At 47.5% G+C, this 23,013-nt stretch carries 20 protein-coding genes; 9 read left to right on the top strand and 11 right to left on the bottom strand.

Features of this window, described 5'->3' with window-relative positions:
* Window positions 1–14: 14 nt before the first annotated feature.
* Complete coding sequence (locus QUA36_RS27000) at window positions 15–572, bottom strand: NUDIX hydrolase (RefSeq protein ID WP_333452943.1); 558 nt, start codon at window positions 570–572, stop codon at window positions 15–17.
* Between the two features lie 90 nt (window positions 573–662).
* Between QUA36_RS27000 and QUA36_RS26995 the strand changes: the two genes are divergently transcribed.
* Together QUA36_RS26995 and QUA36_RS26990 are read left to right on the top strand one after the other, a co-directional pair.
* Complete coding sequence (locus QUA36_RS26995) at window positions 663–1,991, top strand: AMIN domain-containing protein (RefSeq protein WP_333452941.1); 1,329 nt, start codon at window positions 663–665, stop codon at window positions 1,989–1,991.
* Window positions 1,988–2,203, top strand: coding sequence for a hypothetical protein (locus QUA36_RS26990; RefSeq protein ID WP_333459689.1), 216 nt, complete (start codon window positions 1,988–1,990; stop codon window positions 2,201–2,203). The genes QUA36_RS26995 and QUA36_RS26990 overlap by 4 nt, the downstream gene beginning before the upstream one ends.
* A 71-nt stretch (window positions 2,204–2,274) precedes the next feature.
* On the opposite strand, the gene QUA36_RS26985 is transcribed toward QUA36_RS26990, so the two are convergent.
* The gene (locus tag QUA36_RS26985; RefSeq protein ID WP_333166556.1) at window positions 2,275–2,877 is read right to left on the bottom strand and encodes a DUF3172 domain-containing protein; all 603 of its coding nucleotides are present in this window, start codon (window positions 2,875–2,877) and stop codon (window positions 2,275–2,277) included.
* A 287-nt stretch (window positions 2,878–3,164) separates the two neighbouring features.
* On the opposite strand from QUA36_RS26985, the gene clpS reads away from it, so the two are divergent.
* Window positions 3,165–3,446 (top strand): ATP-dependent Clp protease adapter ClpS, encoded by a 282-nt coding sequence (gene clpS, locus QUA36_RS26980; protein WP_015178019.1) that lies wholly within the window; start codon window positions 3,165–3,167, stop codon window positions 3,444–3,446.
* A gap of 227 nt (window positions 3,447–3,673) precedes the next feature.
* Here clpS and QUA36_RS26975 read toward each other — a convergent pair whose 3' ends face one another.
* On the bottom strand, window positions 3,674–4,006 hold the full coding sequence (locus QUA36_RS26975; protein WP_006635107.1) for an RNA recognition motif domain-containing protein: 333 nt from the start codon (window positions 4,004–4,006) through the stop codon (window positions 3,674–3,676).
* 288 nt (window positions 4,007–4,294) lie between these two features.
* Window positions 4,295–5,575 carry a hypothetical protein gene (locus QUA36_RS26970; protein WP_333166553.1) on the bottom strand — a complete coding sequence of 427 codons (1,281 nt, stop codon included), beginning with the start codon at window positions 5,573–5,575 and terminating at the stop codon, window positions 4,295–4,297.
* A gap of 408 nt (window positions 5,576–5,983) precedes the next feature.
* Here QUA36_RS26970 and QUA36_RS26965 point away from each other — a divergent pair, with 408 nt between their 5' ends.
* The gene (locus QUA36_RS26965; protein ID WP_333459688.1) at window positions 5,984–7,366 is read left to right on the top strand and encodes a UDP-N-acetylmuramoyl-tripeptide--D-alanyl-D-alanine ligase; all 1,383 of its coding nucleotides are present in this window, start codon (window positions 5,984–5,986) and stop codon (window positions 7,364–7,366) included.
* A gap of 123 nt (window positions 7,367–7,489) precedes the next feature.
* Here the strand turns inward: QUA36_RS26965 and QUA36_RS26960 are convergent, their stop codons facing one another.
* From QUA36_RS26960 to rpsB, 7 genes are all read right to left on the bottom strand, one after another.
* Complete coding sequence (locus QUA36_RS26960) at window positions 7,490–7,924, bottom strand: hypothetical protein (protein ID WP_333459687.1); 435 nt, start codon at window positions 7,922–7,924, stop codon at window positions 7,490–7,492.
* 283 nt (window positions 7,925–8,207) lie between these two features.
* The gene (locus QUA36_RS26955) at window positions 8,208–8,852 is read right to left on the bottom strand and encodes a Uma2 family endonuclease (protein WP_333166547.1); all 645 of its coding nucleotides are present in this window, start codon (window positions 8,850–8,852) and stop codon (window positions 8,208–8,210) included.
* Between the two features lie 301 nt (window positions 8,853–9,153).
* Window positions 9,154–11,238 (bottom strand): elongation factor G, encoded by a 2,085-nt coding sequence (gene fusA, locus QUA36_RS26950; RefSeq protein ID WP_333459686.1) that lies wholly within the window; start codon window positions 11,236–11,238, stop codon window positions 9,154–9,156.
* A gap of 436 nt (window positions 11,239–11,674) precedes the next feature.
* Window positions 11,675–14,188, bottom strand: a complete 2,514-nt coding sequence (gene recG / locus QUA36_RS26945; protein WP_333459685.1) for an ATP-dependent DNA helicase RecG — start codon at window positions 14,186–14,188, stop codon at window positions 11,675–11,677.
* Window positions 14,189–14,366: 178 nt separating this feature from the next.
* Window positions 14,367–15,308, bottom strand: coding sequence for a hypothetical protein (locus tag QUA36_RS26940; RefSeq protein ID WP_333459684.1), 942 nt, complete (start codon window positions 15,306–15,308; stop codon window positions 14,367–14,369).
* A gap of 303 nt (window positions 15,309–15,611) precedes the next feature.
* A complete protein-coding gene (gene tsf, locus QUA36_RS26935) occupies window positions 15,612–16,271 on the bottom strand; it encodes a translation elongation factor Ts (protein ID WP_333166539.1) in 660 nt (219 codons plus the stop codon).
* Between the two features lie 325 nt (window positions 16,272–16,596).
* The gene (gene rpsB / locus QUA36_RS26930) at window positions 16,597–17,427 is read right to left on the bottom strand and encodes a 30S ribosomal protein S2 (protein ID WP_333166536.1); all 831 of its coding nucleotides are present in this window, start codon (window positions 17,425–17,427) and stop codon (window positions 16,597–16,599) included.
* 435 nt (window positions 17,428–17,862) lie between these two features.
* On the opposite strand from rpsB, the gene QUA36_RS26925 reads away from it, so the two are divergent.
* From QUA36_RS26925 to QUA36_RS26905, 5 genes are all read left to right on the top strand, one after another.
* Window positions 17,863–20,067, top strand: a complete 2,205-nt coding sequence (locus QUA36_RS26925) for a cation:proton antiporter domain-containing protein (protein WP_333166533.1) — start codon at window positions 17,863–17,865, stop codon at window positions 20,065–20,067.
* A 110-nt stretch (window positions 20,068–20,177) separates the two neighbouring features.
* Window positions 20,178–20,681 (top strand): hypothetical protein, encoded by a 504-nt coding sequence (locus QUA36_RS26920; RefSeq protein WP_333459683.1) that lies wholly within the window; start codon window positions 20,178–20,180, stop codon window positions 20,679–20,681.
* Window positions 20,682–20,711: 30 nt separating this feature from the next.
* Entirely contained in the window at window positions 20,712–20,834 is a 123-nt protein-coding gene (locus QUA36_RS26915; RefSeq protein WP_333459682.1) for a hypothetical protein, read from the top strand.
* 127 nt (window positions 20,835–20,961) lie between these two features.
* Window positions 20,962–21,588: a DUF3038 domain-containing protein gene (locus tag QUA36_RS26910; protein ID WP_333454442.1), complete on the top strand. Its 627-nt coding sequence runs from the start codon at window positions 20,962–20,964 to the stop codon at window positions 21,586–21,588.
* 3 nt (window positions 21,589–21,591) lie between these two features.
* Window positions 21,592–22,764, top strand: coding sequence for a DUF4335 domain-containing protein (locus QUA36_RS26905; protein ID WP_333459681.1), 1,173 nt, complete (start codon window positions 21,592–21,594; stop codon window positions 22,762–22,764).
* Window positions 22,765–23,013: the final 249 nt, after the last annotated feature.

Raw genomic sequence — 23,013 nt, 5'->3', positions numbered from 1 at the left:
ATTCACACAGCACCTTACCGCTGTTTATTCAAAAATTCTAATCCTATAAAAATAGCTGCGATGCTTCCGGCTACACAAATTTCTCGGTTTTTTATTTTTAACAAAACTTCGGTAAGTGGGACTAAAACTACTTCAATATCTTCTGTAATATCCAATTGTATTTGGCGGGCAAGCTTGACATTTTTAGCAAAGTATAGGTAGATAGAATTGGTGTCTTTTACGGGGTTATCATATAAGGTTGCTAGTTCCAAAATTTCTTCAGCAACATATCCCGTTTCTTCGGCAAGTTCTCTGGCTGCTGCCGATTTTCCGCTTTCTTCATTAGGGTTGAAAGATCCAGCAGGCAGTTCCAGCAAAATTTCGCCTGCTCCGTGCCTGTATTGGCGCACTAATACAAGTTCTTGCTGCTCTGTCGTGGCAAATACGAGGGCGATATTGGGTCGGACATTAACAAAAAAGTCGTCTATAATTTGTCCGCTGGGCAATTCTATTTCATCTTGTCTAACCTGACACCACTTGTTGTTAAGAACGAAGCGCGATCGCAATAATTTCCATTTAGTTAAATTTTTCATATCGCAATAATGCTAAACTTTCAGCGTCATCCGAACGCAAAATTTTCCCATCCATAATCTATTTCAAATCAAAAATTTCACCCAGCAGCCATGCCATACAAAAAATTACCACGAAAATTTTGGGCAGACTTAAAAAAATTGACTGTTAATTCTCTACCAGCGGGATTGTTTGCGATCGAGTCACTGAGTCTGAGTCTAGCAGTCGTCGCCGCAGTTGCAGCAGTGCCCGCAACACTGGAACGAGCAAATGCTTCTACAGTCACAAGTTGGAAATTCGATCCGGCGACAAATCAGCTAGAAATTACTCTCCCAGAGGGAACAACCCCCACCTATTCTCTACTCAACCCGTCTCAGATTGCTGTGGATTTGCCCAATACTGAGATCGGAGTAGATGCAACTCAGCTATACCCAGAAGGCACAGTGCGTTCTGTGGGAGTGAGTCAACTTCAACCGGGAACAGCGAGAATTCTGGTCAATTTGGCTCCTGGAGTCGGTTTCAGCGCGGGGAAAGTTCAATTCCAAAGAAGCGGGGTAGAAAATCGCTGGGTGTTGCGTCCTTCGATCGAACCGACTCCTATTGTGGAAACTTCCGAAACTCAACCCCAGTCTGCAAGACAAGTACCGCAAAACCAGCCGCCGACTGATTCCAACTCAACTGCTGCCACAGAGATCGATCGAGCTGAGCCTCCTAATTCGCTGAATCCAGCTACAAATTATTCGCAGCCACCAACTCCAAATGACCAAATCCGACCGCTAAGAGTGCCTTTAGTCAATGTTCGCCTTGACGAACGCCGTGGGGTACAAGCTGCTGCTCTACCCCGCCTAGAGCCTCAAATAACGGCGGTGGCTGCACCCCAACAGCGGACGCTTACCTTTGGTGAACCGCTTCCGGGCGGACGATCGAATGCTCCTTTGCAGGCTGCGGCTGGGGCGAATGTCTTGTTGCCGGCGGGCACGGAGCTCAGTTTGCTATACCCGGGCGATCGGGCTTTGCGCCTGCAAGCGAAGCCCAGCCGAGAGGAAGTGCTGTTGCTGCAAGGGGGAATTATCGACAATCGCGGTAATACGATCGTACCTGCTAATACGCCGGTCATCGGGCGATTTGAAACGACAAACCTCGGCACTAGATTTGTGGTCGAAGCTATTAGTCTCAACGGCCGCAATATCCCTCTGGTGGCTCGCTCAGAACCCGTGGAAGGCCGGCGGGTTCAGCCTTCCGAGCGCAGTTTGTTGCGAAATACTGGTATTGGTGGCTTAGCTGTGTTCTTGCTGAGTGGCTTTTCCGGTGTCGGTTTGTTGGCTGGAGCAGCCGCTGGTGCTGCTACAACTTACGTCGCTGCTCCTCAACCTACTACGATTCAACCTGGCCAAATTTTCCAAGTTCAGTTAACCGAAGATTTACCCCAGTTCGGTTTTTGAAGGAAGAAGGAAGAAGGAAGAGGGAAGAAGGAAGAGGGAAGAGGGAAGAAGGAAGAGGGAAGAAGGAAGAAGGAAGAGGGAAGAAGGAAGAGGGAAGAAGGAAGAGGGAAGAAGGAAGAGGGAAGAGGGAAGAAGGAAAACTTTTTTCTTCCCTCGAACCTCTTAGTTCAATATTTTCTGAGAGCAGTTTTCCATTGTATGAAATAAAGTAAGGACTTAGGCAAAGCCTAAGTCCTACCGCATATCTGTAATTGACTCAACTGAAAACCGCTATATCGGCGATTTAGAAATTTTGACCTTCACTGGTTGGAGCTATCGAACCCGGTTGGTTGAGGAACAGGTTTTTAGCGCCGTCGTTTTGGTAGATACAGTTAATTTCGGGTTGAGCTTCTAGGGGGCCGGTGAACCCAAAGGTGTTCATGCGATTTTTGCAATCGCGCACTTGGTCTTGGCTGATGAGTTTTCTTTGTTCCAGAATTGCCCAGTTATTGGTTCGCAGGACGCATCCGGGGCGCATACTCGGCTGCGAGATGTAGACGTTGAAAGGGTTGAGGGTGACGTAGAGGCGCATATCTGTCACCATCGCGCTTGCTCCAAACTGCACGCAAAGTTCTGGGTTCGGGGCGCTGCGATCGATAAATTCGCGGGATGCTACGTTCTCTGGGCTAATTGTAGCTGTGGAGCTAAAGGCAATGCCAATCCCAATTCCCAGAATAAAGACGGCTGTTAAAATCCCTAGGGTGGCGGAATTGAGGAAAGAGGGTTTGCCGGACTGAGGTTGACGCCGCGACTGTCCGCCCATTGAGCCGGAGTAGTCGGAGTCTTCATCTCCTCGGGATGGGTCGCCGCTGAATCTGTCGTTGTAGGATTTAGGTTTGCGTTTCATATAAGGTTCCCTCAGTTCTGGAGACTCAACAGGTAGTAGTTTGTTATTTTTAACCGATCGCGCCTTTCTAATATTATGGCGCTAGGAAGATGGTTGCGGAGGGCCCAGGACACCCCCTGTGGGTTTGGTGTTGGGTTCGCAGCTCGCGATCGACCAAGGGGCTGCCTTGTCTGAATTTTCAGATTTCAATAAAATAGCTGAAAGTGAGATAGTCTTGCACAGCGGAGGAATCCGGCTCAAGATTGTTGACAAATTTTAACATTTTACAAGTCAGGAGGTATAGATTAGTGTCTGTCGAAATTATTCAAAAGCCTTCCACAGTCCGCAAGCTTGCACCGCGCTACCGCGTTCTGCTGCACAATGATGATTTCAATCCTATGGAGTACGTGGTGCAGACTTTGATGGCGACGGTACCGAGTCTGACTCAGCCACAGGCGGTAAATGTGATGATGGAAGCCCATACTAACGGGATGGGATTGGTGATTGTTTGCGCTCTCGAACACGCTGAGTTTTATGCTGAAACGCTCAATAATCACGGATTGAGCAGCAGCATTGAACCTGACGATTAGAACCTGACGGTACTGCAACGGATTCGCGTAGCCGGTTTCAGACTCATACCGTCAACTCTCATACCAAAAAGCCAAGGGTTAGGCCCTTGGCTTTTTGGTATATTTAATCCGGTAGATATGGAAATTTGAAGAGCATAGGTTTTTCGGAACGGCCGGAAGTGGTTCGGAGCTAGGTGAGCTCTCGCGCCAATTTCAACTCTCCAATCTCAAATCTTTATCAGAGGAAATTAATAACGTCCTCCGCCGCCGCCGCCTCCGCGAGCAAATTTTCCAGGGCCACCGCCGCCCCGGTTGCCGCCACCCCGGCCGCCTTCATCTTCGCGGGGCTTAGCTTTGTTAACTTTGAGGTCGCGACCCATCCACTCTGCTCCGTCGAGAGCACTAATGGCTGCATCTTCTTCTGCATCTGTGGACATTTCTACAAAACCGAAGCCGCGGGGGCGACTGGTTTCTCTGTCGGTAGGTAGATGTACTCGCTTAACGGTTCCGTATTCGGCGAAGACGGTGGTGATGTCTTCTTGGGTAACTTGGTAGGATAAGTTACCGACGTATATCGACATGAGGAATAACTCCAAAATTTAGACAGTGCGAAGATTTCAGTTTCGGAGAGTCCCCTGCCGATACAGAAGGGCAAGTTTTTAGACAATTCTGTAGCAATGAACAAAGCCTGCAACTGAATCTGATTCACACTTGGTACTTTAACATAGAATTAGAGTTTTTTGAGTAGGTTTCAGGAGTTAATTAAGTAGTTCTAATTAAAGGTAAAACTTTTAGGGTATTCAGAAACCTGGTTGATCGGTATGATGTTTTGCCTGCTGTGGAAGCAGAGAAAGTTATGCCGCCCCCTCTCACCGCAGGAAAGATACATCCACCTTGCCAAAGTTGGTACTCAAAGCTAGGTTTACGTTTTCCAGGGCTTTGACTAACCACACCACGCCTTCTCGGGTACTGCATTCGTAGTGACCGAACAAAATTGCCAGTCGCTTTTCTAGGTAGGGTTTGACTTTGCCGCAAATTAGTACGATTTTCAGCAGCAAACCTGTGGTTTGGGTCGGCCCGAGGTTTGAGATCAGGTCGATGAAGACAAAGTGGTTGGGCCGCACAGGACTCTCTACTACTAAAAAGTTCAATAACTGGCTGCAAGTTCTGATCATTAAAAATTCATTAAACTTCTGATCATCGCTGTGGGGCAGGGTATTTTGTAGTTGCTTATACAATTTTTCGTTAAAGAGACGTTTGCCGTAGCGATCGTCGGTGACAGAAGAAATCAGGTATTCGTACAAGTCGTCTTTAAAGGATCGGTAGGACCCAGTTGTGCTGGCGTTTGCCGTGAATCGGCCCGCTAGCTCTTTGTAGGTATCGGCTCCCTCTACTTTTCCGACAAAGTGCTTGAGGGCAAAGAACAGTTCCGGGTCGGTCAACAGTGTCGGGTTTTTTATCGGTTGTATAATTCTTTTGAATGAAATTGAGGTTTCCCGGCGCGCTGTTTGGGCTTTTCTCACTTGGTGAGCCACGTATTGCGAGAGGTTGACCTCAAATTGCTGCTGCTTTTGAGCTTGGATTTTTTTAATGATTTTCTGCTGTTCGTAGGTGCTGTCGTCGCTGAGGAGGCAGTGTTTGTAGAGGTAAGGGTAGCGGGGAATTAAGGTTCCGAGGGCAAGGGTAGCAGGGGTTTTGCTGTTGCTGCTATCTTCATTGTTGTGAGTTATGACTTTGGCTAAACGTTGGAGGGTGAGGTACTGTTCGCTTTCGGTAAATTGATTTGCTAATTGGGGGATGGAGGCTCGCCCCCGCGATCGATTGTATCCAAATAATATTTTGGGCGCTTCTTCAAACAAAGCGATCAATTCAGGGATGGCTGCTTGTTTGCTGGGGTAAGTTTGCCAGCGGTTGATCAGGATGTGGCAGCAGCGGTTGAGGATGTACTTGAATTCTTGTTGGGCGTGTTCTGAGGCTGCTATTTTTTCGAGTGCGTCGGCGACGGATCGATCGGGATATCCGGTACCCTGGATAAACAAAGTGCGAAAGCGGCTGATGAGTTCGGCCGGCTGCTCTCGTTGTACCAACTCCAGCCAGTGCTGGTAAAGTAGCTGTTCTTCTTCGTAACTTTGTCTGTTGTAGTCGTTCACTGTGGATTAACCCTCCGAGGCTGGGGCAGTAGCTTTCCGCGCTATTAGCTTGATGAATTGGCCCATGAAGCGCAACAATTAAGTCAACCGAGCTTCTGGCCGGATGAAGCTTAGGGGTAGAAGCTGTCAGCAGCTTAAGCCGATCGATATTTTTTGCTTAGTTAAACTATTTACCAACACCAGCATGGCATGAATTGTTGGTAATTAGCAAGGCCTTAAATACCATCGACTTTGTAAAGTATTGGTAAAGATTGTGGGTGGGTACGGGATATTTTTTTGGTGGGCCGACGATTTAGTATTAGGACGATCAAGGTCAATCCTGATCCGCAGCCTGCGGTTAGTTAAATTTGAGGTTGGGCGAGGTAGAATTAACTGTGAAAATAATTATTTGAAATGTGAGTGCTGGTTATGGTTTGTCGCGTAAGTATCGCCCAACTTGCTGAAATTTTAAATGTACCTTTGCCTGCTATGTCTAAGGGCGTTTTGACAGCTTTAGGGACAGGTATTGCCACAGATACGCGCACTCTTGAGGGGGGCGAAGTATTTTTGGCGCTGCGGGGAGACAATTTTGATGGCCATCAATTTTTGGCAAAAGCCCGTGATTTGGGGGCGATTGCGGCGATTGTCGATCGAGATTGGCAAGAGGAATTGCCTAATTTTCCGCTGTTGCGCGTTGACAACACTTTAAAAGCTTACCAGTCGATCGCCCGTTGGTGGCGTGACCAATGCAGTATACCTATAGTTGCTGTTACTGGTTCTGTAGGTAAGACTACAGTTAAAGAGTTAATTGCGACGGTTTTGTCAACGAAGGGAAATGTTCTTAAAACTCAATATAACTACAACAATGAAATTGGCGTACCAAAAACTCTGTTGGAGCTTTCACCGACCCACAATTATGCTGTAATTGAAATGGGAATGCGCGGCAGTGGAGAAATTGCGCTCCTGTCGCAAATTGCGCGTCCTACTGTTGCGGTAATTACTAATGTAGGAACCGCCCATATCGGACGCTTGGGATCGGAAGATGCGATCGCCCAAGCAAAGTGCGAACTGTTAGCCGAAATGCCTGCTGATAGCATTGCTATTCTCAATCACGATTGTGACAGATTAATCGCAACTGCAGCCGAAGTTTGGCAGGGAAAAACTTTAAGTTACGGTTTAGAAGGCGGGGATTTCTGCGGAGAATTGCTCAACAATGATACAATACTTATAGAAGGTATGGAATTGCCGCTGCCGCTGCCGGGACGACACAATGCTCTAAATTATTTGGCAGCTTTGGCGGTAGGCAAAGTTTTAGGTATTGATTGGGAAGCTTTAAAGCAAGGTTTGTCTGTGCAGTTACCGGAAGGACGGGCGCGCCGCTACGATTTGCCGCAGGATATTATGATTCTGGATGAGACTTACAATGCTGGTTTGGAGTCGATGTTGGCAGCCCTGAGACTGTTAGCAGATACTCCGGGAAAGCGCCGGATTGCGGTGTTGGGAACGATGAAGGAATTGGGCGACAGGGCGATCGACTTTCACCGACAAGTGGGAAGGGCGGCGCGAGAGTTGAATCTCGATGGTTTATTTATTTTTGCTGATTTTGAGGAAGCAGCGGCGATGGCTGCAGGTGCGGCGGGTTTGCATTTTGTGGAGATAGGAGATATTACAGCCAAGGATGGGCGGGAAGATTTAGCAAAGCGGTTGTTGGGATTTGTCGAAAAGGGCGATCGGATTTTATTTAAAGCTTCTCATTCAGTTGAGTTGAATCGAGTTGTGGAGAAGTTTAGGGCAGATTTTGTGGGGGAGTAATAGAAAAGAAATTTTTGGGATTTGAAATTATGCGATCGCTTCTAGTCGATCGCCGTCTCAAACTCACGTTTCGATCGTTGATGCGTAGGGTAAGATGCCCACCTGCACCTAAGTCCCGAAGGCTCAATATTTTGATAGCCCTCTGGCGTCGATTTCGATATCGGGATCGATCTGAATTATTGAAATTTTGGCATTTTCAACTACTGTATTTCCCATCATTGTATTGTGCATTGCCTCAAACTTAGATTCATCTTTAGCAATTCGTTCGTAGTGCAAAATTACGTGATAACGCTTTTCAATTGGCTCTCCAGAATCCGAAATTTCTACGGCGTCCCAATCTATATTTTGAGAGTCTTCGGCTTGCTGGCGGTAGCGAGATGCTAAATGTTCCAGGGCGATCGCGATCGCGTGTTCTTTCGTTTGTCCGTAAACATTCATTGTATCATTGGGGCGATCGCTCAGAGATGACGAAATCTGACAAAGATACTGCCCGTTTGATTGAGGAAAAACGTCGATCGCAATTGTACCAGTAGTGCGATCGGGATTTATTTGAGTCATGTCAACCTCGCTATTTTATGAAATAAAATTGCTAAATTGTATCTGGGTCAATATTTAATTCGCGCTGTTTTGCGGCCGGGCGATCGGCTCTTGTTGACCACGTTACATCTCTATCAAAATTGAGATGGAGGAGAACATTAGCGATACGGTTTAAGATATGCAAGGGCGAAATAGGGATAAATTCGAGGCTCTCGCGCGAGTCATCCATCCGCGTCAGTCAGCGTTCATCTGCGGTTGCTAAAAAGAGCATCAAACGCAGCCATCCCGATCGTGAATCGCCCGTTCATTCTCCTGACTGAATTTGACTCCTCACCCACTCCCGGAACAAGCGAATTAAAGCATTTTCTTTTGTAGTCCTTCTCAATTCCAAAAAGCGCAGCATCTCAACTTGCGACAAAAAAGGAAAAGTCGGAGACACATCTCTTTCTGTATATTCCTGTGCTTCCAACTGATAAATTATTAAACGATTTCCGTCGTAGCGCCAAACTTCCGGCACGCCTAAACTTGCATATAAAGAAAGTCGATCGATCGAACTGCTAGTCACGTCAATTTCCACAACTAAATCTGGCGGCGGATCTTGATTGAGATCGATTTGTTCTTTGTCCCAAACCACATTCTCATTTTGGATATAGTAGCACTGATCCGGTTCCAAACCGCGAGCCAAATCTTCGCGCCTGCAAGTTAGAGAACCCAAACTGCAAATTTCAACATTCAATTCATCACTCACACTTTCTACAAAACGTCCCAAGATTTTTTTGTACTTTTCGTGGGGTGCTAAAGGAGTCATAATTTCTAAATTTCCGCGATCGTAAGTCAGGCGAATTCCTCCCTGTTGGGTTAACTCATTCAGCAGGGATTCGTAAGTTTTCCAGCTAATGTTTTTCAGCAGAATTCCGCTAGTTTGATTCTGGATCAGGGTGGCTGTCATGGCTACCTGCCTGGGTATTAAATTATTGATTGTATATTAGCAAACATTATCTTGATTGACGGGCGATCGCTCTTTTAGAGAGACTTTTGAAGCTAGCATCTCTTTCGGAGACTAAAAAGCATTTTTTAGGAGTGTGATCGGGACGTTGGCTCTGTTGTATATCCCTAGCGGGTTCTGACAGCTCACACTCCTGTGAAAATAAAATTGGGATACTTCCATTGACCAAGGTTAAAAACTAGATTTTTCTAGTTTTTAACCTTGGTGATTGACTGCGACAAATCAATTCGTCGTAGTCAATACATTACTTCGCAGCTTGACGCTCTTTTGCCGCCTTAATCACTTCTTCAGCGATGTTATTCGGACAAGGAGCATAGTGCGAGAAGGACATTGAGAACTGTCCGCGACCAGAGGTCATAGTACGCAAATCGCTAATGTAACCAAACATTTCGCTCAACGGTACATCTGCCTTGATCCGCGCTCCTGTTTGGCTTGTTTCTTGAGATTTCATCATCCCCCGACGGCGGTTGAGGTCGCCGATCACGTCGCCCATGTAATCATCTGGAGTGAATACATCGACATTCATAATCGGTTCGAGCAACTGAGGCCCGGCTTTCGGCAGAGACTGACGATAGGCCGCTTTGGCAGCAATTTCAAAAGCCATTGCTGACGAGTCAACGGGGTGGAAACCGCCTTCTAGAAGCGTGAATTTCAAGTCTAGGCAAGGGAATCCAGCCAAGACGCCTTTGTCGATGCAGCTTTCAAAGCCTTTTTCGACTGCTGGCCAATATTCTCTCGGTACACTACCACCAGTCACTTTTGACTCAAATATGAAGCCACTTCCAGGCTCACCAGGCTCGATCACGTAGCCGATTTTGGCGAATTGACCGGAACCACCTGATTGCTTTTTGTGGGTGTAATCGTCTTCGAGGCGCTTGGTAATCGACTCGCGGTAGGCTACCTGCGGTTCGCCGACTTCTACTTCGATGCCGTGGGTGCGCTTGAGAATGTCTACTTTGATGTCGAGGTGTAACTCGCCCATCCCCTTGAGAATCATTTCGCCGCTTTCTTGATCCGTCACCATGTGGAAGGATGGGTCTTCTTGCACCATCTTGGTGAGGGCTGCTCCCATTTTTTCTTCCGCGCCTTTTTGTTTCGGTTTGACCGAAATCGAAATAACGGGATCGGGGAATACCATCGGCTCTAGGGTTGCGGGATTTTTGGGGTCGCAGATGGTGTGTCCGGTGCGGACGTTTTTCATGCCGACGATCGCCACAATGTCCCCGGCTTGGGCCGATTCAATTTCTTCGCGAGAGTTGGCGTGCATTTCCACCAAACGGCTGATGCGCTCGGTTTTACCTGTGGCGGTGTTGAGTACGGTGTCGCCCTTGGACAGAGTACCGGAGTACAAGCGTGTGAAGGTTAGAGCGCCGTAGCGATCGTCCATGATCTTAAACGCCAGTGCCCGCAATGGCCTGTTGGGATCTACGATCGCAAACTCGCCGGTTTCCTCGCCCTCAAGATCGACTTCAGGCTGCGGTGTGACTTCCATCGGGTTTGGCAGGTAGTCAACTACCGCATCGAGAACCAACTGCACGCCTTTGTTTTTAAACGATGAGCCGCAGTAGGTGGGGAAAAATGCCCGATCGCGAGTACCTTTGCGAATACAGCGCTTGAGGTCGTCGATGCTCGGCTCGTTGCCTTCAAGATATTGTTCCATCAGAGTGTCGTCTTGCTCGACGGCCAGTTCGATCAACTGTTCGCGCCAAGTTTCGACATCATTGACCATATCGGCGGGGACATCTTTAATTTCATAGTTCATCGGATCGCCGGAATCATCCCAGATCCAGGCTTTGCGGGTCAGCAAATCGACTACGCCGCAAAACTTTTCTTCTATGCCGATCGGCAATACCATCACCATCGGTTTAGCTGCGAGGATTTTATCAACTTGCTTGACAACGCGGTAAAAATCTGCACCAGTGCGATCGAGCTTGTTGATGTAGATGACGCGAGCGACTTTGGAATCGTTAGCGTAGCGCCAGTTGGTTTCAGATTGCGGTTCAACTCCACCCGAACCGCAGAACACACCAATGCCACCATCGAGAACCTTCAAAGAACGGTAAACCTCGATCGTAAAATCGACGTGTCCCGGAGTATCGATGATGTTGAGCTGATGCTCGTTCCAGAAGCAGGTGGTAGCAGCGGATTGAATCGTAATACCGCGCTCTTGCTCCTGTTCCATGAAGTCAGTAGTCGCCGCGCCTTCGTGAACTTCACCAATTTTGTGGATTTTACCTGTCAGTTTCAGGATTCTTTCTGTTGTGGTGGTCTTGCCAGCATCTACGTGGGCGAAGATGCCGATATTTCGATAACGAGTGAGATCTTTCATAATTACTGTTGAGATTAAATGCGACGAACCGTCGGCGACCACCTGCAAGCGTGACAAGCGAGGAATCAATGTTGCCTGGTAAGGCCAGTACAGGCCGGATTTCCTTTTCCCTGTTTCTGGCAGGACTATCTTAATTTTGACACTTCTCCGTCATTCCTGCGAAGGATTCTTGGTGCGATCAGTACGGGAATCCTTACAACTCATAAAAATACCCCTGACAGAGCAAGCTTTATAGCAAATCGGCACCTGATATTTAATAGACCTCTTGCAAAAAAAATATATGTTATAATTAAAGGTTTTGAGTTTTAGACCCCAGAGCTAACTCATAATTGTAAAGTGCTGATATAACCTGCAATCTGCTTCACTTAAGCCAAACCCTTTATTATAGCATAAAATTATTTTGCAAGAGGTCTAATTAAGCTGCGTCCGAAACTATCTAAGTCAAAATCGACCCGCTCATCATCCGCTGATATCTCCGTTCCAATTCATCCCGCACCACAGGCCAGAGATTCAAAGTTTCATCATTTTCAATAACCATTTGAGCCGCGGCCCTCGCCAACTCCAAAACCTCCTGATCCTCCACCAAACTGGCCAAAGCAAAATCCGGCAAACCAGACTGCCGAGTTCCCAAAACCTGACCAGGCCCGCGCAATCTCATGTCCATTTCCGCAATAAAAAAACCATCTTGAGATTGTTCTAAAACCTTCATTCTCTGCATAGCTTCCGCAGTCTTGGAACCGGGCATTAACAAACAATAAGATCGATCGCGCCCCCGACCAACTCGACCCCGCAACTGGTGCAATTGCGACAGTCCAAACCGCTCCGAATTTTCAATCAGCATTACCGTTGCATTCGGCACGTCTACTCCCACTTCCACGACAGTAGTAGATACTAAAATATCAGTTTCTTTGTCTCGAAACTTACTAATTGCCTCATCTTTGTCGGCACTGCTCATCCTGCCGTGGAGTAAACCCACCTTAAACTCAGGAAATACACTTTTTTCAAGTTTCTCTTTTTCCTCAATTGCCGATCGCACATCCAACTTTTCCGACTCCTCCACCAGCGGCAGCACCACATAAACTTGACGCCCGCTAGCCACTTCCCGCCGAATCAAATCATAAGCTTGAATGCGTTCTTTGGCAGAAAGTACAGTGGTTTGAATCGCCTGCCTACCGGGGGGGAGTTCATCAATTTGACTCACATCTAAATCCCCGTGCAGCGTCAGCGCCAGCGTCCGGGGAATGGGAGTTGCCGTCATCGTCAAAACATGGGGAGCTTCGCCTTTTTGCTGCAATTTAGCGCGCTGCTGTACACCGAATCTGTGCTGTTCGTCAATTACCGCCAAACCCAATTTATGGAAATTCACCGTATCTTGAATCAGCGCGTGAGTTCCCACTAAAACGGGCAATTCTCCGGTTTCTAACTGGTTGTGAATTTCTCGGCGCTTTGCTACTTTTGTAGAACCAGTTAACAGTTCAACAGACAAGTGCATCAAATTAAACCAACCTACCAATTTGCGGTAATGCTGTTCTGCTAAAACTTCTGTCGGCGCCATTAATGCGGCTTGATAGCCGGATTGAATTGCTGCTAGCATTGCCACAACGGCGACTACGGTTTTGCCAGCGCCGACATCGCCTTGCACTAATCTATTCATCGGTTGCGATGAAGCTAAATCGTTGAGGATGTCATTAATTACTCTTTCCTGAGCATTCGTCAACGCAAAAGGCAATATTTCATAAAAATGTTCGATCAATTTGCCACTAGGAATGATGACAGCACTAGCTTGAGCTTTCCTTTGGGTTTGGCGGCGCTTTAAAAGTCCTAATTGCAGGTAGAAAAATTCGTCAAAAACTAAGCGGCGGCGGGCGGCGGCCAAACAATCTCGATCGAGCGGAAAGTGAATATTAGTCACGGCATCGGCTAAACCCATTAAACCGTAACGCTCGCGCAAATCCTCCGGTAGCGATTCTGGCAACATTTTCGCCGCTGGCATTGCAGCCAAAATCGATCGCCTCACCGAACCAGCATCCACCCCCTCCGTCAGCGGATAAACTGGTATCAGGCGGCCGACTTTCATTGATTCGATCGCACCGCCGGAGTCATCTAATACTTCTAGCTCAGGATTTTCTAAAGTAATTCCATATTTACCCTGCTTCACCAACCCGGAAGCTGCTAGTACCGCACCTGTACAATACTCGCGCTTTTTGAATTCTTGCCAGCCGCGATTGCTGTAGCGAGGGCCTGCAAAAAAACGACTAATTTTTATTTCTCCGGTGCGGTCTTTTAAAATTACTTCTAATATGGTTAACTTCTTATTCTTCGGACTAGAAAAGCAATTGCAGCGCTTTACTTCGGCTATCAAAGTGACAGTTTCCCCGGCTACTAACTCGCGAATTTGTACTTGCTTTGCATAGTCGATGTGGTTGCGGGGATAGTAGTAAAGCAAGTCGTATACAGTGTATAAACCCAGTTTTACTAAGCGGTTGCCGTTGGCGGGGCCGATGCCGGTGACGCGGGTTAACTGTTGGTCGAGAGTCAGGCTTGGTGGTGGGGGTGCTGTACTCAGGGGTGCAGTTCGGGGAACGGAAAGTGCTGGGGCGGTTGGTTCAGAAGCGTTAGCGTTTGGGGGTCTGACTTGTGCTACTTGTTCTTGCTGGTGGCGAGTTTCTTGTTCCCAAACTTGCTCCATTTGCCTCAGAAAACTGACCGTAATGGCGATCGAATGCTGGCGCTGTTCGAGATCCTTCTGAGGGTAGATGTCAAATTCAGCGGCTAGTTGTCTAGCTCGATCGCGCGAAGAAGCCGCCACAGAAGCTGCCAACTGTCTCAAACTCAGGCCGAGAAACTCACTGAAGCGGTATTGACTGCCTTGGATGTCGTTAAATCCGCGATCGGCTTCTACTGAAAGAGCTTTTTGCAATCGCTGCCATTCTGGTTGATTATTAGTCATCAGTCATTAGTTATTAGTCATTAGTTATTAGTCATTAGTCATTAGTCATTAGTCATTAGTCATTAGTTATTAATCATAGCTCAAGAATTCCACACAACTGACAACTGACAACTGTCAACTGACAACTGTCAACTGACAACTGTCAACTGACAACAGACAACTGTCAACTGACAACTGACTAATCTTCAAACCAACTCGATCGCCAAGCCGACTCAGCCTCCACCACAGCGAGTTCCCGCTGCTTTTTCTGGTAATCGCGGCCCAGCGAGTTCAACTTTACAGACAGGTTACGAATTTGCTGGCGCCAAGCCGACGTTTCCGCATCGGCAAACTCTATTTCCGACAGCCGCAGTTTAATCGCTGTAATGTGCAGCGCCCTACTACCCAAGGTTTCTGCCAATTTTCGCGATGCTGATGAGGCATCAGTTTCAATGATTAAGTTTAATAAGTTAGGCGGGCCGGCAACACTATCGCCGGAGGATTCAGCTTGAGAAGCAGCTTCTAGAACCGGTTCTGGCAATTGACTCGGCAAGATTCCCGACTGTTGCAGTAAGCGGTTGGTGTCGCGAGAAAGCAGCTTGAGTATATGGACGATCGACTTTTCAATACTATTTTGCCAGCGTGCCAAACTTTCTGGGGAATTGGCACTTGGCAATTGATAATTTGCCAATGAAAATAGATAGTTAATGGCGGAAACTGGGGTTTTTTCCTTTTCGTCTTCTTCCTTGTCGTCTGATTCGTCTTCCTCTTCTTCCTCTTCTTCTTCTTCTTCATCGAAGTCGTCTTCGTCTTCTTCTTCCTCTTCCTCTTCCTCTTCCTCTATTTCTTCATCTGCTACTGATTCAGTCACCAGCGATCGCAATTTTTCCTCCGACGCCGCAGCCAAAGCCTTTACAGACTGCTGCATTTTTTGTCGCCCCTCGAAGGACAAGTTGAGAAACGACTCCGGTACTGCTTGAGTGCAAAGGTGATAGCAAGCCAAAGTTAACTGCTGTCGCACCGCTTGTCCCAACGCAGTTAAATAACCTTCGTAGGTACTGCGAAACTCCAAATTCAAGGCTGCTAAAGCCTCTTCGAGTCCTGCCAAATCTTGCTCTATTCTCTCTTTTGGTCGCACCATATCTCTCGTATAAAATTAAAATAGGACTTATATCATTTCCGGTTACACCGGAATGATGTTGACTGTTGACGGTTGACTGTTGACGCCGTGAACCGTGAACCGTGAACTCTAATTTATTATTCCGATGCTAACGGATTTGATATTATGCAAGTTTTCCATCTTTACGCTGTCTGTAGTAGTAAGGTTTGCAGTGCCCACACTACAAATATAGTCTGTCCATAAGTCCTATAAAAATTAAAAATTAAAAATGCAAAAAATCAATTTTTACATTTTTAATTTTTAATTCTAAATCTTAATTTGGGATTATTGAGCACCCATTTGGGCTGCCACTTCATCGGCAAAGTTAGCTTCTACCTTTTCAATGCCTTCGCCCAAGACAAAACGCACGAATCGGCGCACTTGGACATTTTCTCCAATTTGGGCGATCGTTTGTTTTACCAACTCTTCTACCGAGATATTCTGATCTTTAATAAAAGGCTGATCCATCAAAGATAACTCTTTCATGCGCTTCTCAATCCGCCCTAGAACAATCTTTTCTTTGATGTTTTCCGGCTTATTGCCCAAGTCATCCTTGCCCATTTCAATTGCCTTTTCTCTTTCGACAACTTCGGCGGGGATATCTTCAACTTTCACGTATTCCACATTCGGGCAAGCTGCAATTTGCATCGCAATATTCCGCACCAAAGTTTGGAATTCTTCGCGACGTGCCACAAAATCTGTTTCGCAGTTAACTTCCACCAGCACTCCCACGCGGCCGCCGGTGTGGATGTAGCTGCCTACAAGCCCTTCGGAGGCAACTCGTCCACCTTTTTTACCTGCCGAAGCCAGACCTTTTTTCCGCAGCCACTCAATGGATGTTTCCATATTGCCTTCGTTTTCCACGAGGGCTTTTTTGCAGTCCATCATGCCCGCGCCAGTTTTTTCGCGCAGTTCTTTAACAAGTTTTGCAGATATGTCCGCCATCTTCTTTAAGTTCCCAATCAAAATTAGTTATTAGTCATTAGTCATCAGTCATTAGTCATCAGCCGTTAGTCATTAATTTTAATGTTAATGATTAGACCAGAGTGAAGAAATATTCAGTCGATATTAGTACCGGCTTGGTACGTGTAGCGCCCGAATTCATTCTAGCGCTGACACAATGAATGCTTTTGCCAGAACTCTACTAATGACTTAGACTCCTGCCATGTACAATTAAAAATTAAAAATATCCAACTAAAAATAGTAATAATTATTTTTAATTTTCAATCTTTAATTTTTAATTTCCTGGTGTCAGATTCCGAGGGCAATACTAGCTCTCGGTTTCTTCGCCCTCGGCCTCAGCAGCTTCGTCGGGATCTACATAATCGGGGTCATCCAATTCTTCGATTTCGACATCATATTCAGCGCCTTCGTAACCACCTTCGTAGTCGTAGTCTTCCTCAGAGTCGCCGCCCTGCTGACCGTGACGACCTTCGTAGATGGCATCAGCTAACTTGCCGACAATCAGCTTGATCGATCGAATAGCATCGTCATTCGCTGGAATCGCAATGTCAACCAAATCCGGGTCGCAGTTGGTATCCAACAGAGAGACGATCGGAATTCCCAACTTTTGGCATTCCAACACCGCATTATACTCGCGGCGTTGGTCTACCAGCACCACTCCGTCGGGAATCTTCCGCATAGATTTAATCCCGCCCAGGTATTTCTGGAGTTTTGCCATTTCTCGGCGCAGTACAGAAGCTTCTTTTTTCGGCAGCAAATCCAGGGCGCCGATTTCTTCGCGACGCTCCAAATCCTTGAGGCGCTCCACGCGGGACTTAATCGTCGTCCAGTTGGTGAGCATTCCCCCCAGCCAGCGCTGGTTGACGTAATAAGCACCGCAGCGTTGAGCTTCTTGGGCTACAATCCCGGCAGCTTGGCGCTTTGTACCCACGAACAAAAACTTTTTGCCTTTTTCTGAGGCAACTCTCATGTACTCGTAGGCGTCTTCCATAAGCTGAGCGGTTTGCACGAGGTCGATGATGTGAACCCCGTTGCGCTCTGTAAAAATGTATGGAGACATTTTTGGGTTCCACCGACGGGTTTGGTGTCCGAAGTGAACCCCTGACTCTAACATTTGAGCCAAACTGACTACTGGCATTGTATTTTTAACTCCTAATTCGGGTTAATCCTCCACCCGGTCGTATTTCTGAAGGTTTGCGCCCTAGAAACACCCGAAAACCCGGATGTGCGAATTTAAACAACTTTTCTAGTTTATCACAGCGCGCGCTACTTTTTCTGACAATCTCATATCCGTAAGGTTGGCTTCTCACATCCTGGTGAGATTTAGGGCGCGGGTTGGGTGCGGGGTACGCACGCTGCGGTTAAAGTTACTTGCAAGCACTTCTTAAAAACAAAAAATCCTGGTGGGAGGTTGCGAAAGCCTTTGTTCGCTTGTGAGACAATGACGTTGTTAGTGCGCCTCTTGTGCCTTCTAACTTCGATCGAGCTGGTATCCATTTTTTTCGATCGGCAATTCAGTCAGCTTTAGTAGCCTGCCCTCTCGATCCGCAAAAATCCCAAAGCTAAAAACGTCATGCCCATACCCATTCTCGTTCTGCTTGAAGTTCTAATTGTCATCGCACTTTCGAGACTTGTAGGTTTAGGATTCCGAGCGATAAAACAACCTCAAGTCATTGGAGAAATTGTTGCAGGAATTATGCTTGGGCCTTCTCTATTTGGCTTAGTTGCACCAGATTTAGCAACAGCACTTTTTCCAGCCGAAGCCGTTCCCTTCCTAAACGTGTTGTCTGAGGTGGGGCTAATATTTTTCATGTTCTTGATTGGTTTGGAACTGAATCCCAAGTACCTCAAAAGCAATTTAGATATAGCGATTTTAACTTCCCACGTCAGCATTCTAGTGCCGTTTTCCCTGGGAAGCTTGCTAGCGCTGCTGCTGTATCCCATCGTTTCAAATAATAGCGTTTCCTTTACCGCCTTTGCTTTGTTTTTGGGCGCGGCGATGTCAATTACGGCGTTTCCGGTGCTGGCAAGAATTATTACAGAACACAACTTGCAGAATACAAAATTGGGGACGCTGGCCCTAACTTGCGCTGCGGTAGATGACGTAACGGCGTGGTGTTTGTTAGCAGTGGCGATCGCAGTTACTCGTACTAATTCGATGATCGGTGCTTTGCCGACAATTATTGAGTCTTTAATTTACATCGGTTTCATGCTGACTGTAGTCCGCTGGTTCTTGCAGCGGCTTTCCAAACACTACAACCGCACTGGCAGATTAACACAGTTAGTGCTCTCCGGCATTTACATGGGAGTTTTAGCTTCTGCCTTAATTACTGAATTGATCGGCATTCATTTAATTTTCGGTGCATTTTTGCTGGGTGCTGCCATGCCGAAAAATGCGGGATTAACCAGAGAATTAGCTGAAAAAACCGAAGACTTTGTACTAATATTTCTGCTGCCCATATTTTTTGCTTATAGCGGATTGCGGACTCAAATCGGCTTGCTTAACAGCCCCGAATTGTGGCTGCTGTGCGCCGCTGTTTTGGGAGTGGCAATTATCGGCAAGTACGTCGGCACTTACGTTGCGGCTAGAGTCTGTGGCATCAGCAACCGCGAAGCTTCAGCCCTCGGATGGCTGATGAATACTCGCGGTTTGACTGAACTAATTGTGCTGAATATAGGTCTTTCCTTGGGCGTAGTTTCGCCGCTGCTATTTACGATGTTAGTCATCATGGCTTTAGTGACAACTTTTATGACTTCGCCTCTGTTGGAGTGGACTTATCCAAAACGGTTAATTAGATTAGATATTTCCGAAGTTAACTCTGAGGATTCAGAATTAGAACATTTAGAAATGGCTGACAGCAGCGAAGAAACTGCGAATAAATTACTGCCAACTTATCGAATTTTAGTACCGGTTGCCAATCCCAGCACGCAGAAAGGTTTACTGCGACTAGCGGTAGCGCTGGCGCAGCCTGCTGCTGGTATGGGTGGTGAGGATTTACAGTCGGCGGCGGTTCATCCTCTGAGTTTGATAGAATTAAATGATGACTATGCCTTTGAAAGTACGCCTGCGGAAGCCGATCGCATTATTCAAGAACGTCGCTCGAAATTATCAGAATTGATTGAGAGTTTGGAACTGCCGGAGGCGAGAAAATTCGTACATCCCATCATTCGGGTTACTAATGATGTAGCCAGGGAGACGGCACAAATTGCGGAAATAGATCGCGCGGATTTGATTTTAGTAGGGTGGCACAGACCTACTTTTAGCAGCAACCGTTTGGGAGGACGTGTCGGCCAAATTCTCAGCAACGCTAAGGTGGATGTAGCAATTTTTGTTGACAGAGGTCGGGAAAGGTTGAATAACTTGTTAGTACCTTACGCGGCAAACATTCATGATGATTTGGGGTTAGAGTTGGCGCTGAGACTGTTAGTTAATAGCGAGGAACGCCGTTTGACGGTGCTGCGGGTGGCGGTTGACGGGGAAGCTGAAAACGAGCTGAGTTACGATTTTCAGCGAGTGATGGAGCAGTTACCGGTTGAGGTACGATCGCGAATTGAAACTCCGATTGTGGAGGCTGCTGAGCCAATTCAAGCAGTGGTGGCGGCTTCTGCTAATGCTGATTTGACTATTGCAGGTACGAGTCGGGAGTGGGGAATTGAGCGCCAAACTTTGGGACAGTATACTGATGAATTGGCTGTGCAGTGTCATTCTTCGCTGCTGATTGCGCGGTGCTACGTTAAAGTGCGATCGCACTTGGCATCGGTACTTCCTCAAATGTAGTCAGTTGACTGTTGACTGTTGGTTATTTGTGAGTTAATACCAATGCCCGCTGCCCAATTCCTAATGCCCAATGCCCAATTCCCAATTCCCAATTATTAATTACCAAGATTATGAATCATTTAAGCCTCAAATCGTTGGCATTTTACGGCATTACGATCGGCTCAGTTGCACTGCTGTTTAAAGTAGTAACTGCTTATGGGGAAACAAATTTAAAGGCGGCCCCGGCAATTGCGGGAAATTATCGCTTCGATCCTCAAAGTTTGCCCGAATGTCTGAAATCTGATGTTTTGGTATTGACAATCGAGCAATCGGGTGTTTATTTGAGCGGTAATTTGCGATCGGGCAGCAGGGAGGGCAGGGAAAAAACAGCCGAAGAGAAACCTTCTCTATTTGGTAAGTGGGAAACTCAAGGATTGAACTTGTCGGGTGCGGTTCCTAATTTAGCGGGTTGCAGCGACTCCACAGCAACCGGTCAAAACAGTTCTGTTAAAATGCGCGGAATTGTGGAGCAAGAAACCCTCAAGGGAAAAATTAGTCTAACTGATAAGGCGGCGGCTACTGATTTTACGGCTCAAAGAGAAGCGGCGGTGCAACCCCAGAAGAATGAACATTGATTGATTCCCAGAGAAAATAAGAAAGGGGAAATGGGTAATTCTTTGTCGCTTTCTGACTCTTCCCTTCACCCTTGGCGAAGCAAGGAATCACAAAGCGGCGGCGGGGGTGGGGGAGTGGGCGATCGAACTCCGGCCGCCGGAGCTCGCCTGTGACGGTCGGTTGCTGCTAAATTAGAAAATATACGTAAAAGTAAATGATAAAAATAAAGTATCCCAGAGAAGTTCTTGGTTGAGAATTTGTCTTGCTCAAGACCCCCCGTGCCCGTATAGTTTGTTTGGAATGGATGTTGCCGTGATATTAATGCCGTCAGAAACTTCGCTTACCCAGTCAAACCCATTAATTTTAGACAGTTTGCCAGACTTGTCGCCCTCCGATGGGGGATGTTCCCGCCGAGCCAGATTGCAAATTGACTTGATGTTGCTGGCGATCGAAGCCTTGTATCTCGGAGGTGCGGAAGAAATGCTGGCAGTGTCAAAGGACCTGGAATTGGAATCAATTATCAAAAATCGGGTTGCCCTTTGGCTGATGCGTAATACTAACCCGCTGAGACGCTACACCCAGCGCCGCTCCCTTACCATTGTGGAGGCAAAAGCGCTGGTGGCGATCGCCTGTAATATGGCGCGTAAGTTAACCGCCACAATTCGGCAGTTGCTGCTAGACTCGCAGCAGTTGCGTTCGAGAAATATCCCCCTTAACCAGAACCAGCCGCTGGCCGAGTATTTAGAACGCTTTCGAGCTCACTTTCGATCGCGCATGAACCCCAAGCGATCGCTAGTTGCAGCTTACGATTCCGACGACAAGCTCAACGAACTAGCTTTGAACTTGTTGAGCAAACTGCTATTTTGTACAGGCACAGCCGGAATGCAGCGCTTCTGGGTTAGCCTGTTTGATGGAGAAGTTGAATAAAAGATGACTATTAGGCGTCAGTACAGTCTGCCAAATTGCACCCTGGTTCTAGAAGGGTTGAGCGATGGATCGGCAGCCAGCCAGTTAGATATAAGGCCGGTGCTTTCCATACTAATGAGCGCTGAATGCTATGTGAACGGTCTCGGCGAGCCTCTAAGCGGGGGACGAGACTTTTTTGAAAGCTTGGTGAGGGCCGTCAGCAGCTACGCTCAAGAATTTATGAGCGGAGTGCATTATCCCGATCGCTACGGCCCGAATGTGGGTATGGTGCAGTTACACAGAATTGACGGGAATTTGCACCGATTGACCGTTCTACCCGCCTCCACAGGCAGCGCCACCCAAATCGATCAAAAAACAGAACTGTCGGCAAAAGTTGATTTGACGACGGTACAGCTATTTGACTTGGTAGAGGCGATCGATCAGTTTTTTGCGGACACGCAGACGCTGCCGGAATTGTCGCTGCAATTAACCCCAATTTCCAGGCGTTATATCAAGTCAGCCGAACCTTTGGCGAAGCGGAGTTTGCCTGCTGTAGTGGGGGTGTCGAGTTTGGCTTTGGCTGCGATGGCGTTTTTCTTGGTGCCGGTACCAGAAGTCCAGCGCCCGAGAGATCCGGTGCCGCAGCCCAATCCAGCGGGCCAGAATCAGGGGACACCGAATCCGGGCGGATCGGGTTCGCCTAATCCCAATCCCACGCCCCCTGCTGACGGTTTGCTGCCTGGGACTCAAACTCCGAACGCTGAATCGCTTTCGCCGACTCCGATCCCCGCGCCGCAGTCGGACGATTCACCTAGCGCCACACCGCAGTCGAACACTTCGCCGGAAAGCACGCCCAGTCCTGTTGCTGAAGGTTTGGCAAGCCCAGAGGTGGCAGCCGTGCCAATTACCGATCCAGGGGAAATTGACCTGTTGAGAGGCAAACTTTCCCAGCAAATTGACGGAGTTGTGAAGGATCAGCCTCCGGTTGATGCGGAGTTGCTTTATCGGGTGAGTGTGGCCCAAGACGGGGCGATTGTCGGTTACAGGCCGGAAAATTCGGCAGCAGTCGATCGATCCGAAACACCGTTGTCGGACTTGCTTTACAAGCCTGTTGGCACCAGGCCACCTGCGGAACCGCTGGCTGATTTCCGCGTAGTTTTGGCACCAGACGGCACTGTTCAAGTCACTCCTTGGTAATGGTTGACTGTTGACTGTTAACGGTTGACTGTTGACTGTTAACGGTTGACTGTTGACTGTTGAGTGATACCAAATCCCGCTTAAATGCTGCCTCATACCATGTCCGATCGCGCATAATACAATTGCCGGGGCGGGTTTTTGAGATTGTCGGTTTTTAGCAAATATTGTTGGTGAACCCGCCCCTTGTATCTTAAAAGAGTCAGGCGCTCAAACCGTAGACCGCAGGCTATAGAACCGCAGGCACGGTTG

The organism is Microcoleus sp. Pol10D4, from assembly GCF_036701555.1.
Lineage (GTDB): Bacteria > Cyanobacteriota > Cyanobacteriia > Cyanobacteriales > Microcoleaceae > Microcoleus.
This window is presented reverse-complemented; position numbering and strand designations above follow the sequence as displayed.